The sequence below is a fragment of the Pseudomonas mediterranea CFBP 5447 genome (genome assembly GCF_000774145.1).
Classification (GTDB): Bacteria; Pseudomonadota; Gammaproteobacteria; order Pseudomonadales; family Pseudomonadaceae; genus Aquipseudomonas; species Aquipseudomonas mediterranea.
Genome location: NZ_KN322984.1, coordinates 140,960 through 154,206 on the forward strand (window position 1 = coordinate 140,960; position 13,247 = coordinate 154,206).

14 protein-coding genes are annotated in these 13,247 nt (G+C 60.7%); 11 read left to right on the forward strand and 3 right to left on the reverse strand.

Annotation, left to right across the window (positions count from 1 at the left end):
* Positions 1–283: 283 nt before the first annotated feature.
* From metG to N005_RS10545, 8 genes are all read left to right on the forward strand, one after another.
* Entirely contained in the window at positions 284–2,329 is a 2,046-nt protein-coding gene (gene metG / locus N005_RS10510) for a methionine--tRNA ligase (protein ID WP_047701146.1), read from the forward strand.
* A gap of 117 nt (positions 2,330–2,446) precedes the next feature.
* Positions 2,447–3,019, forward strand: a complete 573-nt coding sequence (locus N005_RS10515) for an Rnf-Nqr domain containing protein (protein WP_047701147.1) — start codon at positions 2,447–2,449, stop codon at positions 3,017–3,019.
* Positions 3,016–4,029 (forward strand): electron transport complex subunit RsxB, encoded by a 1,014-nt coding sequence (gene rsxB, locus N005_RS10520; RefSeq protein ID WP_047701148.1) that lies wholly within the window; start codon positions 3,016–3,018, stop codon positions 4,027–4,029. The genes N005_RS10515 and rsxB overlap by 4 nt, the downstream gene beginning before the upstream one ends.
* The gene (locus N005_RS10525; protein WP_047701149.1) at positions 4,016–5,002 is read left to right on the forward strand and encodes an RnfABCDGE type electron transport complex subunit D; all 987 of its coding nucleotides are present in this window, start codon (positions 4,016–4,018) and stop codon (positions 5,000–5,002) included. Before rsxB ends, N005_RS10525 begins: the two co-directional genes overlap by 14 nt.
* Positions 4,999–5,610, forward strand: a complete 612-nt coding sequence (locus N005_RS10530; RefSeq protein WP_047701150.1) for an RnfABCDGE type electron transport complex subunit G — start codon at positions 4,999–5,001, stop codon at positions 5,608–5,610. Before N005_RS10525 ends, N005_RS10530 begins: the two co-directional genes overlap by 4 nt.
* Positions 5,603–6,133 carry an Rnf-Nqr domain containing protein gene (locus N005_RS10535; RefSeq protein WP_047701151.1) on the forward strand — a complete coding sequence of 177 codons (531 nt, stop codon included), beginning with the start codon at positions 5,603–5,605 and terminating at the stop codon, positions 6,131–6,133. The genes N005_RS10530 and N005_RS10535 overlap by 8 nt, the downstream gene beginning before the upstream one ends.
* Positions 6,130–6,768, forward strand: coding sequence for an endonuclease III (gene nth / locus N005_RS10540; RefSeq protein ID WP_047701152.1), 639 nt, complete (start codon positions 6,130–6,132; stop codon positions 6,766–6,768). Before N005_RS10535 ends, nth begins: the two co-directional genes overlap by 4 nt.
* A 107-nt stretch (positions 6,769–6,875) precedes the next feature.
* Positions 6,876–7,055 (forward strand): PA3496 family putative envelope integrity protein, encoded by a 180-nt coding sequence (locus N005_RS10545; protein WP_047701153.1) that lies wholly within the window; start codon positions 6,876–6,878, stop codon positions 7,053–7,055.
* Between the two features lie 54 nt (positions 7,056–7,109).
* Here the strand turns inward: N005_RS10545 and N005_RS10550 are convergent, their stop codons facing one another.
* Complete coding sequence (locus N005_RS10550; RefSeq protein ID WP_024779512.1) at positions 7,110–7,736, reverse strand: response regulator transcription factor; 627 nt, start codon at positions 7,734–7,736, stop codon at positions 7,110–7,112.
* A gap of 475 nt (positions 7,737–8,211) precedes the next feature.
* On the opposite strand from N005_RS10550, the gene N005_RS29645 reads away from it, so the two are divergent.
* Positions 8,212–8,703 (forward strand): hypothetical protein, encoded by a 492-nt coding sequence (locus tag N005_RS29645; RefSeq protein WP_047701154.1) that lies wholly within the window; start codon positions 8,212–8,214, stop codon positions 8,701–8,703.
* Positions 8,704–8,797: 94 nt separating this feature from the next.
* Here the strand turns inward: N005_RS29645 and N005_RS10560 are convergent, their stop codons facing one another.
* Together N005_RS10560 and N005_RS10565 are read right to left on the reverse strand one after the other, a co-directional pair.
* On the reverse strand, positions 8,798–10,015 hold the full coding sequence (locus tag N005_RS10560; protein ID WP_024779511.1) for an argininosuccinate synthase: 1,218 nt from the start codon (positions 10,013–10,015) through the stop codon (positions 8,798–8,800).
* Between the two features lie 128 nt (positions 10,016–10,143).
* A complete protein-coding gene (locus N005_RS10565) occupies positions 10,144–11,172 on the reverse strand; it encodes a flagellar protein MotY (protein ID WP_047701155.1) in 1,029 nt (342 codons plus the stop codon).
* A gap of 191 nt (positions 11,173–11,363) precedes the next feature.
* On the opposite strand from N005_RS10565, the gene pyrC reads away from it, so the two are divergent.
* On the forward strand, positions 11,364–12,410 hold the full coding sequence (gene pyrC / locus N005_RS10570) for a dihydroorotase (RefSeq protein WP_047701156.1): 1,047 nt from the start codon (positions 11,364–11,366) through the stop codon (positions 12,408–12,410).
* On the forward strand, positions 12,407–13,084 hold the full coding sequence (gene rnt / locus N005_RS10575) for a ribonuclease T (protein ID WP_047701157.1): 678 nt from the start codon (positions 12,407–12,409) through the stop codon (positions 13,082–13,084). The genes pyrC and rnt overlap by 4 nt, the downstream gene beginning before the upstream one ends.
* Positions 13,085–13,247 lie beyond the last annotated feature (163 nt).

Genomic DNA, 13,247 nt, shown 5'->3' on the forward strand with positions numbered 1-13,247 from the left:
GCCCATTCTTTTGTGGCGACCCAATTACTGATGTGCGAGCGTCCTTGTGGCGAGGGAGCTTGCTCCCGCTCGGCTGCGCAGCAGCCGCAGACCGGTTGGCGCTACCCGTTTCCAGTTTGGATGGACGAATTTGGGGGCGGCTTCGCCCCCCAGCGGGAGCAAGCTCCCTCGCCACACACATCATCCATAACCCAGCAGCACCTGGAAACAGGCCCGAAGGGTGAAAAAAAGCCGCCGGCGCTTTATAGTGGCCGACCTCCGTTTCATCAAGTAGCCGAGCCCCATGTCCGAGCCACGCAAGATCCTCGTCACCAGCGCCCTGCCCTATGCCAATGGTTCGATTCACCTCGGCCATATGCTGGAGTACATCCAGACCGATATGTGGGTGCGCTTCCAGAAACATCGCGGCAACCAATGCATTTATGTCTGCGCCGACGACGCCCACGGTTCGGCCATCATGTTGCGCGCGGAAAAGGAAGGCATCACCCCGGAACAACTGATCGCCAATGTCCAGGCTGAACACAGCGCCGACTTTGCCGAGTTCCTGGTGGACTTCGACAACTTCCACTCCACTCACGCCGAAGAAAACCGTGAGCTGTCGAGCCAGATCTACCTGAAGTTGCGTGACGCCGGGCACATCGCTACCCGTTCGATCACGCAGTATTTCGACCCGGAAAAGAAAATGTTCCTGGCCGACCGCTTCATCAAGGGCACCTGCCCGAAATGCGGCACCGAAGACCAGTACGGCGACAACTGCGAAAAATGCGGCGCGACCTACGCACCGACCGACCTGAAAGATCCGAAGTCGGCCATCTCCGGCGCGACCCCGGTGCTCAAGGACTCCCAGCATTTCTTCTTCAAGCTGCCGGACTTCCAGCAGATGCTGCAGGACTGGACCCGCAGCGGCACCCTGCAGGACGCCGTCGCCAACAAGCTTGCCGAATGGCTCGACGCCGGCCTGCAACAGTGGGACATCTCCCGCGATGCGCCGTACTTCGGCTTCGAGATCCCCGACGAGCCGGGCAAGTATTTCTACGTCTGGCTGGATGCCCCCATCGGCTACATGGCCAGCTTCAAGAACCTCTGCAACCGCACGCCGGAATTGGATTTCGACGCGTTCTGGGGCAAGGATTCCACCGCCGAGCTGTACCATTTCATCGGCAAGGACATCGTCAACTTCCACGCCCTGTTCTGGCCTGCGATGCTCGAAGGCGCCGGCTTCCGCAAGCCGACCGGCATCAACGTCCACGGCTACCTGACCGTCAATGGTCAGAAGATGTCCAAGTCCCGCGGCACGTTCATCAAGGCCCGCACCTACCTGGACCACCTGTCGCCGGAATACCTGCGCTACTACTACGCGGCCAAGCTTGGCCGTGGCGTCGACGATCTGGACCTGAACCTCGAGGACTTCGTGCAGAAGGTCAACTCCGACCTGGTAGGCAAGGTGGTCAACATCGCCAGCCGTTGCGCCGGTTTTATCCACAAGGGCAACACCGGCGTACTGGTGGCGGGCAATGCCGCACCGGAGCTGACCGACGCGTTCCTGGCCGCAGCGCCAAGCATCGCCGAAGCCTACGAGGCCCGCGACTTTGCCCGCGCCATGCGCGAGATCATGGCCCTGGCCGACCGTGCCAATGCCTGGATCGCCGACAAGGCGCCGTGGTCGCTGAACAAACAGGAAGGCAAGCAGGATGAGGTCCAGGCGATCTGCGCGCTGGGCGTCAACCTGTTCCGCCAGCTGGTGATTTTCCTCAAGCCGGTGTTGCCACTGCTGGCCGCCGATGCCGAGGCGTTCCTGAACGTCGCGCCGCTGACCTGGAACGATCACCAGACCCTGCTGAGCAATCATCAGTTGAACGAGTTCAAGCCACTGATGACCCGCATCGACGCCGCCAAGGTGCAAGCCATGACCGACGCCTCCAAGGAAGACCTGGCCGCCAGCCAGACCGACACCGGCGCTGCAACCGGCAACGGCGAACTGGTCAAGGACCCGCTGTCGCCGGAAATCGAGTTCGACGCGTTTGCCGCCGTTGACCTGCGCGTGGCGCTGATCGTCAAGGCCGAGGCCGTCGAGGGCGCCGACAAGCTGCTGCGTCTGACCCTGGACATCGGTGACGAGCAACGCAACGTGTTCTCCGGCATCAAGAGCGCCTATCCGGACCCGGCCAAGCTCGAAGGCCGGTTGACGATGATGATCGCCAACCTCAAGCCGCGCAAAATGCGCTTCGGCATCTCTGAAGGCATGGTGATGGCGGCAGGCCCAGGCGGCGAGGAAATCTACCTGCTGAGCCCGGACAGCGGCGCCAAGCCGGGTCAGCGGATCAAGTAAAGCGGCTGTACGTTGCACCGATCCCACAGACGCTTCGCAAGCGGCTGTGGGATTTTCATATCTGGCCTGCCGGATAATGCCTAATCTTGTAACAGGTCCTTTGTCGCCCAATACCTCATGTCCGACATCCTTCTCACATTGCTCGGCACTGCCCTGATCAACAACCTGGTGTTGCATTGGCCGCTGGGCGTCGATCCGCTGCTGAAGGCTGGCGGAAGACGACAGGTCCATGCCCTGGGCCTGGCCTCGACATGCCTGATGCCGATAGTCGGCACCCTGGGTTACCTGATCGACCATTGGCTGCTGATGCCGTCAGGCCTGACGTCGCTGCGCCTGTTTGCCTGGCTGCCCCTGAGCGTCCTGCTGATCAGGCCGTTGCTGCGCCTGCTGGCACGTTGGCTGCCGACACTGCCGTTCAAGGGATTGTGGCCACTGTTGCTTGGCAACGCCGGCATACTGGGTGTCACGCTGCTCAATTGCCTGGACGATCAGGGGCTGGCCCACGCCATGGCCCTGAGCCTGGGTGCCGGACTGGGCTTCTGGCTGGTGTTGAGCCTGTTCGACGATCTGCGCCAGCGCACCCTCGATAACGATATTCCCCTCCCCTTTCGAGGCCTGCCTGTTCAGTTGATTGCCGCCGGTTTGATGGCGGTGGCGTTCCTTGGATTACGCGGGCTGGTCAAGACATGAACCTGATTCAACGTATCGACGCCCTGCTACCGCAAACCCAATGCGGCAAGTGCGGTCATCCGGGATGCAAGCCCTACGCCGAAGGCATCGCCGAGGGCGAGCCGATCAACAAATGCCCACCCGGTGCAAGCGAAACCATCGCCGCCCTGGCCGACCTGCTGAAAATACCGGTACTGGAACTCGATACCAGCCGCGGCTCGGCCCCCGCGCAAATAGCCTTCATCCGTGAGGCCGAATGCATCGGCTGCACCAAGTGCATCCAGGCCTGCCCGGTGGACGCGATTGTCGGCGCGGCAAAACTGATGCACACCGTTCTCATCGACGAATGCACGGGCTGCGATCTCTGCGTGGCTCCCTGCCCGGTCGACTGCATTGAAATGCGGCCCTTGCCGATGACAACCGTGGTGCCGGTTGTCGGCGGACTGGCCTTCAGTCCCGAGCAACAGCAGGCCCGTACCGCCAAGCGCAACCATGCCCGGCGGCGCTTCGAACAACGCAATGCGCGTTTACTTCGTGAAGAAGAGCAGCGCCAGGCGGAGCGCCTGGCCAGAACCCAGAACGCTGCCAAACCCCAAGCCCAGCCCCGGGCCATCGATCCGGTGCAAGCCGCACTGGAACGGGTACGCGCGCAAAAAGCCGCCAGCGCCGATGCCGCGCTGAAAAAGGCCAAGGTCGACCTGGCCATGAGCCGGGCACAATTGAACAAATCCTTGAAAGCATTCGGCCATCCGCCGACATTTGAGCAGCAGTCGCAACTGATCCTGCTGCAACGCCAGTACGAAGCGGCGGAGCAGGCCTTGGCGCAATTGGAAAACACCGCGCCCCCCGTCGCGCCGGCCCCTGCACCGGCGCGGGATGCCGAACTGAAGCGGGCGAAGATTCAACTGGCGATGCGGCGCGCGGAGCTCAGCAAAGCCCGGGCTGCGGCAGCCTCGGACGCAGACGTACAGGCGTTGGAACAAGCGGTCGAAAACGCCGAACGCCAGGTGGACGCCCATGCCACTTCCTGAAGCCCCGGAGGAGCGGCTGCGGCAAGCGATGATACGCGTGCTGTTGGCCACGCTGCCCGGCGTGCTGGCCCTGATGTGGTTCTATGGCTGGGGCATAGTCCTCAACCTGTTGCTCTCCGGAATCACCGCATTGGCGGTCGAAGCACTGGTGCTGCGCTTGCGGCATCGACCGCTCAAAGCCGAACTGAGCGACGGCAGCGCGCTGGTCAGCGCCACATTGTTGGCCCTGGCCTTGCCGGCCTATTGCCCATGGTGGCTGACAGTGACCGCGGCCGCTTGCGCCTTGTTGTTCGGCAAGCACCTGTGGGGCGGCGTCGGCAATAACCCGTTCAACCCGGCCATGCTCGGCTACGCCCTGATGCTGGTGGCATTCCCCGCCCACATGAGCCAATGGCCAATGCCCCATGGCGTCGGCTTGCTTGAAGGCCTGCAACAGGTGGTTGGCGTTCATCCCAGCCCCGATGCCTGGGCCGGCGCGACAGCGTTGGACAGCTTGCGCATCAACAAAAGCCTGACCATCGATGAGTTGTTCGCCAGCCATCCGGCGTTCGGACGTTTCGGTGGTCGCGGGGTCGAGTGGATCAACCTGGCGTTCCTGGCGGGCGGTCTGTTTCTGCTGCAACAACGCGTGTTCAGTTGGCACGCGCCAGTAGGCATGCTGGCCGGCCTGTTCACCATCAGTCTGTTGTGCTGGAACGGCTCCGGCTCGGACTCCCACGGCTCTCCGCTGTTTCATCTGCTGACGGGGGCAACCCTGCTGGGAGCGTTTTTCATCGTGACCGAACCGGTCTCGGGACCCAAGGCGTCGCTCGCCCGCCTTTTGTTCGGTGCAGGCGTAGGGCTGCTGGTCTATCTGATCCGTATCTGGGGCGGTTATCCGGACGGCATGGCCTTTGCGGTGCTGCTGATGAACCTCGGGGTGCCGGCGCTGGAGCGTATCGTCGAGGCACGGCAAGGACGGCCAGCACCATGAGAAATCCCGGCGGTCTTGCCCTCTTGGCGTTGTTGACCGCTCTCGGTCTCGGCGCCACTTACCTCCTGCAAATCGGCACTGCCGAGCGCATCGAGGTCCAGCAACAGACCCTCGCGAACAGAACCCTGCTCGAAGTGCTGCCGACTGACCTGTACGACAACCAGCCATTGGCACAACCGGTATTGACGGAGGCTGTCCCCCTAGCCCATAGCACGCTGTTGGGCGGCTACCTCGCGACCCATGCCGGCCAGCCCGCCGCCGTGTTGTTACGCAGCCAGGCGCTGGGCTACGAAGGCAGCATCGAACTGCTGATCGCCATCGACCCGTCGGGCCGTCTGCTGGGGGTGAAAACCCTGCGCCAGGCCGAGACACCGGGCCTCGGCGCAGCCATTGCCGGTTGGCCGAATGCCTGGCTGCAGACCTTCAATGGCAAATCCCGCGTGGCTCCCAGCGACAGCGGCTGGGCCTTGAAAAAGGATCAGGGACAATTCGATCAACTGGCCGGCGCAACGGTGACCTCCCGGGCGGTGCTCCAGGCCGTTCACGATGCGTTGCGCTATTTCGACGAACACAAGGCATCCTTGGCTGGAGGCACTGCCCATGAATAAACAATCACTGACCCACGGCCTGTTGCTCGTGCCCCTGGTCGGCGCCAGCAGCTCATTGGTCAATGCCCTGGGCCTGTGGGTGGCCTGGATGCTGATCAGCGGCGGCCACGGCTTGGCAATGGGCCTCCTGCGACCGCGCCTGAGCGCCTATCAGCGCTTGCTGACTTCTATCGTCCTGGCCGCTACCCTGACCGCCTGCGCCAGCCTCGTCGCACAGGCCTGGTGGCTGGAATGGTACCGACCGTTGAGCCTTTATGTCGGCTGGATAGCCTTGAGCTGCGTGGCGCAGGAACACGACAGTTCTTTCATCGAGCCGCGCCTGCCCGGCTATCTAATGCTGACGGGACTGTTCGGCCTGTTGATGCTCTGCATGGGCGCCCTGCGCGAACTGATCGGCAAAGGTACGCCATTGGCCTTGATTGCCCCCGGAGGGTTCCTGTTGCTCGGCCTGTTGCTGGCGGCCTACCAGGCTTGGATGCCTGCCAAAACCCAATCATCCCTCGAGGAAACGCCGCGCCCATGAACGCCGCAAAACGCCTGGAAATATTTCGTCGCTTTCACGAAGACAACCCCGAGCCGAAAACCGAACTGGCCTATTCCTCGCCGTTCGAGTTGTTGATCGCGGTGATCCTCTCGGCCCAGTCCACCGATGTCGGCGTCAACAAGGCCACGGCCAAGCTGTTTCCGGTGGCCAACACTCCAGAGGCGATCCATGCCCTGGGTGTCGAAGGACTATCGGAGTACATCAAGACCATCGGCCTGTTCAACAGCAAGGCAAAGAACGTGATCGAAACCTGCCGCCTGTTGATCGAGCGCCATGGCAGTGTCGTTCCCCAGACCCGCGAGGCGCTGGAAGCCCTTCCCGGCGTAGGCCGCAAGACCGCCAACGTGGTGCTCAATACCGCATTCCGCCAGTTGACCATGGCCGTGGACACCCACATTTTCCGCGTCAGCAACCGCACCGGCCTGGCGCCGGGCAAGAACGTGGTGGAAGTGGAGAAGAAGCTGATGAAATTCGTGCCCAAGGAGTACCTTCTCGACTCCCATCACTGGCTGATCCTGCATGGGCGCTACGTCTGCCTGGCACGCAAGCCCCGCTGCGGCAGTTGTCGGATCGAAGACCTGTGCGAATACAAGCACAAGACCTCTGACGATTGAGCCGTTATTGCCTTTATGGATTCATCGATTGAAAAAATCTTTTTTACCCGCTCGTGGTTTATCGATATAAGGTGCCCCAAAGGCAGTCTTAGCCTGGAGTCGAACCCATGAGTACTGGCAAAGAACAACTGGATGTAGAAGACGATTTCATCGCCGTTGAAACCGAAGACGCCGAACCGGTGGTGGAAGTGCCCAAGACCAATCTGAGCAAGCGCCGCACCATCGACAACCTGCTGGAAGAGCGTCGCCTGCAGAAGCAGCTGGCCGATTACGACTTTGACCTCTGACACGTAAAAGCCTCCCTGGTGGAGGCTTTTTACTGAGTACGCGTGACCGAAACCTCACACCAACCCGTTACGCTGTGCCAGCTCGATCAGGTCGACCAGCGAACGGGCATTGAGCTTCAACAACAAGCGGGTCTTGTAGGTACTGACGGTCTTGTTGCTCAAGAACATCCCGTCTGCAATTTCCTTGTTGGTTTTTCCGCGCGCCAGTTGCTGCAGTACCATCATTTCTCTTCCGGACAAGCGATCCACCATATCGGACTCGCTGGCATTGCCCAGACTCGAACGCACCGTGTGCAGCGCCTGGTTGGGAAAATAGCTGTAGCCGGAGAGCACTGCTTTTATCGCACTCAACAACTCCGTGAGATCCTGTTGCTTGCATACATATCCGGCGGCCCCCGTTTGCATGCATCGCATCGAAAAATGCCCGGGCGCCTGGGAAGTCAGTACCAGCACTTTCAACGGTGAGGGGTTGGCGGTCAGACGCGCAATGACCTCCAATCCATCCAACTTCGGAATACCAATATCCAGGATGACAATATCAGGGGCTTGCTCCCGGGCAAGTTGTAACGCATCGACGCCGTTATCCGTTTCGGCAATAACTTCATAACCATGACGCTCCATCAGTAAACGTACAGCAAGACGAATGACGGGATGATCATCGACGATCAGCACTTTATTCATGGGCAAATCCAACTTCGCTGTTCGAATTTTTAGAGCAGGCACAATAGCCTAGTCATTTCTGCCTTGGCATGCCGCGCCCCCTGGCCGCCCACACCGAAAGACGCAACCTACAGGCAACACAGAAAATTCCTACAAATTCCCGTGGAAATAATGTGCCATGAATAGGTCGGCAGAACCCGGGGAGCGCTTTCCCGGTTCCCGCGCTCCTATGAACAGCGTGGCTTTGCCCCGATGAAACCGCTCTTTTTACATAGGGATAGGTACTCGGCCCTTCATAAAAAGTAACCGAATTATTTATCCATAAATGGAATTTCCTCCCACCTGCGCAACAGATTTCATATAAAAGGGCAGGACCATTCCCGTATAACAATTAGCAGAAGATGCCTCCTTTTCGTCATTCAACGCATTGACCTCAACAACTTTCAAAGCTTATCAAACTTAAACTACCGAACTGGATCACCCATGAGCACTCATCATGAACAAACCTTTGAAGACCATTGCAAACCCCATGACCCTCATCGCTATATTCGCAACTTTATCCGAAACCTCCGCAGCAATTTCCCTGCCGTTCCTGGATGATCAGGAGCGTAAATATTATTTGTGGTTCCTGATCAGCTTTCCTTTCTATCTACTGCTTCTTTTTTTCGTCACGCTCAATTTCAATTATCGCTCGTTATATTCCCCTTCGGACTTTCGCAAGAACAAACACTTCGTCAAGACCATGGACGATCCGACGTGTCGCGGCAGACGTATGTTCCGTCGCCCCCACAAGATAAAAAAATGGCGGGTGCGCCTTCAGCGGGCAAAGCACGATCCAGGGCGCCTGGTCTTTCTGGTGCGTAGCCCATCGGATCGGCTGATCGAAGCCAACCAGGCAAAACGCTCGAGACAGGCGAAGGAGCGTGCGGAGATCGTCGTGTACGTCATGTACAACCATGACAGATCCGACATTGTGCCGGACGGATAAACGATCAGGAGAAGCGCGCAATGGGGCGCAGCACAGGCTGGGTAGGCGAAAAAAAACGGCCTGCTCAAGGCAGGCCGTTTTCACATCGACAGGGTCAGAACAGCTTGCGACCCTTGTTCGCCGCGATGCGCATGCGCAAGGCATTGAGCTTGATGAACCCGGCCGCGTCAGCCTGGTTGTAGGCGCCACCGTCTTCTTCGAAAGTCGCGATGTTGGCGTCGAACAGCGAGTCGTCGGACTTGCGCCCGGTCACGATCACGTTGCCCTTGTACAGCTTCAGGCGTACGACACCGTTCACATTGACCTGGGAAGCGTCGATCATCTGTTGCAGCATCAGGCGCTCAGGGCTCCACCAGTAGCCGGTGTAGATCAGGCTGGCGTACTTGGGCATCAGCTCGTCCTTGAGGTGCGCCACTTCGCGGTCCAGGGTGATCGATTCGATTGCCCGGTGGGCGCGCAGCATGATGGTACCGCCCGGGGTCTCGTAGCAACCACGGGACTTCATGCCGACGTAGCGGTTCTCGACGATATCCAGACGACCGATGCCGTGTTCGCCACCGATGCGGTTCAGGGTCGCCAGCACAGTGGCCGGGCTCATTTCCACGCCGTCCAGTGCAACGATATCGCCGTTGCGATAGGTCAGCTCCAGGTATTGCGGGGTGTCCGGGGCCTTTTCCGGGGAAACGGTCCAGCGCCACATGTCTTCTTCGTGCTCGGTCCAGGTGTCTTCCAGCACGCCGCCTTCATAGGAGATGTGCAGCAGGTTGGCATCCATCGAGTACGGGGATTTTTTCTTGCCGTGACGCTCGATCGGGATCGCATGCTTCTCGGCGTAATCCATCAGTTTTTCACGGGACAGCAGGTCCCATTCGCGCCACGGGGCAATGACTTTCACGCCGGGCTTGAGGGCGTAGGCGCCCAATTCGAAACGCACCTGGTCGTTGCCTTTACCGGTAGCGCCATGGGAAATGGCGTCGGCGCCGGTTTCGTTGGCGATTTCGATCAGGCGCTTGGCGATCAGCGGACGGGCGATGGAGGTACCGAGCAGGTACTCGCCTTCGTAAACGGTGTTGGCGCGGAACATCGGGAACACGAAGTCGCGGACGAACTCTTCGCGCAGGTCATCGATGTAGATCTCTTTGACGCCCATGGCCTGAGCCTTGGCGCGTGCAGGCTCGACTTCCTCGCCTTGTCCCAGGTCAGCGGTGAAGGTCACCACTTCGCAGTTATAAGTGTCCTGCAGCCACTTGAGGATCACCGAAGTGTCCAGGCCGCCGGAATACGCCAGAACGACCTTGTTTACGTCCGCCATGCCATCACTCCACGGGTTGTACGGAAAGCCGTGAAGTCTAACGTCCGGCGCAGATAATTTACAGAGGCGCGACAGCTTATGACGACGAAGCGACAGATTATGTCGACCGCGCGACGATCAGAATCGATTCAGGATGTACGCGCAGTCGCCGGGATGGGGGCCGGGGCCGAGGTCTTGGCCGGCGCAGCCGCGGGGGCCGGGGCCTTGGCTGGCGCAGCGGTCGGTGCAGGAGCCTTGGCCGGAGCCGTAGCGGGCGCAGGTGGTGGTGCTGGCTGAGGGGCTGGCTGCGGTGCCAGCGCCTCGGTGGGAGACACACGTGACAGCTGCACGACTACACGACGGTTCTTGGCCCGGTTGGCGGCGTTGGTGTTGGGCACCAGGGGATAGCGCTCGCCATGGAAGCGCACGGTGATCTGCGACTCCTGGAAGCCATTGGCCTTGAAGAAATCCTGGACCGCCAGGGCCCGGCGGCGTGACAGCTCACGATTGGTCAAACGGTTACCGCTGTTGTCGGAGTGACCGTCAAGCTCGACATGATTGACGCTCGGGTCGGCCTTGATGAAGTCGAGCATCACCTGCAATTGAGCCTTGGCGCGCGCGTCGAGTTCGACCTCTTCGCCGGGAAAGCCGATCTGGGTCTGCTTTATCTGTTCGAAATTCTTTGGCAACAGTTTCGCCACACAACCCTGATAGTCGCTGAAGGCCTTGTTGAAGCGCACGGGCAGCAGCCGGACTTCCGACACCCGCCCATCGTCGGTGTTGCGACGCACCACCGGGCTACGTCCCTCCATCAACCCGCTGATCAAACGCCCCGCCTGAACCTGAGAGCTGTTGAACAGCACATCGCCACTGCCGATCCTGACCGAGCCCAGGTTGATGTCGCCCCGTCCCGGCTGCCATGGCGCAGCCGCCGCCAGCAAGGTGGCCGACCCGCCGCCCTGCATCGGGTTATAGGTCTTGAGGCGAAACGTGGCCTGCTCACCCGCCCGACGCACGAATTCGCCGCTGCCGAAATCGGTGATCGGCTGGCTCAGCCGGCACTCGAACTTGTCGCCTTCGACCGTCCACTCGATGCTCTCCAGACGGGTCTGGAAAGTGAGCGCCATCGCGGGAAGGCTGGCAAACACACTGAGCAAGGCTAGATAACGCTGGCGCACGGGAGGCTCCACTGGCTTTTGTACGAAATTCGGTACTCGCTGGAAGTATGACGCCGCCCCGAGACACTGCACGGATTCGGTTCATACCTGAAGGGGCTATCGGTCACTTGCGGCAAAACTTGATAGCGGGTGCCTGCATCGGTCTTTTCCGGTAGCATTCCCCAGAGTTTGACCCGCCTGGAAGACCCCCAATGTCCGACCGCCTGACCCTGCTGCGTCCCGACGACTGGCATATTCATCTTCGCGATGGTGCTGTGTTGACCCATACCGTCGCCGATGTCGCGCGCACCTTCGGGCGCGCAATCATCATGCCTAACCTGGTTCCGCCCGTGCGCAATGCCAGCGAGGCCGACGGCTATCGCCAGCGTATCCTCGCCGCACGCCCGGCCGGCAGCCGCTTCGAACCGCTGATGGTGCTTTACCTCACCGACCGTACCCAGCCCGAAGAAATCCGCGATGCCAAGGCCAGCGGCTTCGTCCACGCCGCCAAGCTGTACCCTGCCGGCGCCACGACGAACTCGGACTCCGGCGTCACCAGCATCGACAAGATCTTCCCGGCGCTGGAGGCCATGGCCGAAGTCGGCATGCCCCTGCTGATCCACGGTGAAGTCACCCGCGGCGATGTCGACGTATTCGACCGCGAGAAAATCTTCATCGACGAGCACATGCGCCGCGTCGTGGAGCGCTTCCCGACACTCAAGGTCGTGTTCGAACACATCACCACCGGCGATGCCGTGCAATTCGTCAACGAAGCCCCGGCCAACGTCGGCGCCACCATCACTGCGCATCACCTGCTGTACAACCGCAACCACATGCTGGTGGGCGGGATCCGGCCGCACTTCTATTGCCTGCCGATCCTCAAGCGCAACACCCATCAGGAAGCCTTGCTCGATGCCGCCACCAGCGGCAGCGCCAAGTTTTTCCTCGGCACGGACTCGGCGCCCCACGCCCGCCATGCCAAGGAAGCCGCCTGCGGTTGCGCCGGTTGCTACACCGCCTATGCCGCCATCGAGATGTACGCCGAGGCGTTCGAACAACGCAACGCACTGGACAAGCTCGAAGGCTTTGCCAGCCTCCATGGCCCACGCTTCTATGGCCTGCCGGTAAACACCGATCGTATTACCCTGGTCCGCGACGAATGGACCGCCCCCGCCAGCCTGCCGTTCGGCGAGCAGACTGTCATCCCGCTGCGCGCCGGTGAAAAACTGCGCTGGCGCCTGCTGGAGGAAAGCGCGTGAGTGAAGAGCATTTCGATGACGAACTGGACGGCAACAGCGGTTCAAGCGGCACTCGCCACCCCATGGCAGCCCGGTTCCGTGGTTACCTGCCGGTCGTGGTCGACGTAGAGACCGGCGGTTTCAATTCCGCCACCGATGCGTTGCTGGAAATCGCCGCGACCACCATCGGCATGGACGAAAAAGGCTTCGTGTTCCCTGACCACACCTATTTCTTTCGCGTCGAACCCTTCGAAGGCGCCAACATCGAAGCCGCGGCACTGGAATTCACCGGGATCAAGCTCGATCACCCATTGCGCATGGCCGTCAGCGAAGAAACAGCCCTGACCGACATCTTCCGTGGTGTGCGCAAGGCGCTGAAGGCCAACGGTTGCAAGCGCGCAATCCTGGTCGGGCATAACAGCAGCTTCGACCTCGGTTTCCTCAACGCGGCCGTCGCGCGCCTGGACATGAAGCGCAACCCGTTCCATCCGTTTTCAAGCTTCGACACCGCCACCTTGGCCGGCCTGGCGTACGGCCAGACGGTGTTGGCCAAGGCCTGCCAGGCGGCCGACATCGACTTCGACGGTCGCGAAGCCCACTCGGCCCGTTACGACACCGAGAAAACCGCCGAGCTGTTCTGCGGGATCGTCAATCGCTGGAAGGAGATGGGTGGCTGGCAGGATTTCGACGACTGAGATCAGCGCCAAGCCGGTCTTGTGATGCCTGTGATGTTGTGGCGAGGGAACTTGCTCCCGCTGGGCGGCGTAGCCGCCCCAAAAGACGAGTGAGCGCTTCGCACTCAAGCGGGAGCAAGCTCCCTCGCCACAACAAGCCCGAGCCAACTCCGGGTTTGAAATG

Excerpts from the sequence above, each read along its gene's own strand:
- metG (WP_047701146.1), top strand. The coding sequence starts at position 284 with ATGTCCGAGCCACGCAAGATCCTCGTCACCAGCGCCCTGCCCTATGCC.
- N005_RS10515 (WP_047701147.1), top strand. The coding sequence starts at position 2,447 with ATGTCCGACATCCTTCTCACATTGCTCGGCACTGCCCTGATCAACAAC.
- rsxB (WP_047701148.1), top strand. The coding sequence starts at position 3,016 with ATGAACCTGATTCAACGTATCGACGCCCTGCTACCGCAAACCCAATGC.
- N005_RS10525 (WP_047701149.1), top strand. The coding sequence starts at position 4,016 with ATGCCACTTCCTGAAGCCCCGGAGGAGCGGCTGCGGCAAGCGATGATA.
- N005_RS10530 (WP_047701150.1), top strand. The coding sequence starts at position 4,999 with ATGAGAAATCCCGGCGGTCTTGCCCTCTTGGCGTTGTTGACCGCTCTC.
- N005_RS10535 (WP_047701151.1), top strand. The coding sequence starts at position 5,603 with ATGAATAAACAATCACTGACCCACGGCCTGTTGCTCGTGCCCCTGGTC.
- nth (WP_047701152.1), top strand. The coding sequence starts at position 6,130 with ATGAACGCCGCAAAACGCCTGGAAATATTTCGTCGCTTTCACGAAGAC.
- N005_RS10545 (WP_047701153.1), top strand. The coding sequence starts at position 6,876 with ATGAGTACTGGCAAAGAACAACTGGATGTAGAAGACGATTTCATCGCC.
- N005_RS10550 (WP_024779512.1), bottom strand. The coding sequence starts at position 7,736 with ATGAATAAAGTGCTGATCGTCGATGATCATCCCGTCATTCGTCTTGCT.
- N005_RS29645 (WP_047701154.1), top strand. The coding sequence starts at position 8,212 with ATGAACAAACCTTTGAAGACCATTGCAAACCCCATGACCCTCATCGCT.
- N005_RS10560 (WP_024779511.1), bottom strand. The coding sequence starts at position 10,015 with ATGGCGGACGTAAACAAGGTCGTTCTGGCGTATTCCGGCGGCCTGGAC.
- pyrC (WP_047701156.1), top strand. The coding sequence starts at position 11,364 with ATGTCCGACCGCCTGACCCTGCTGCGTCCCGACGACTGGCATATTCAT.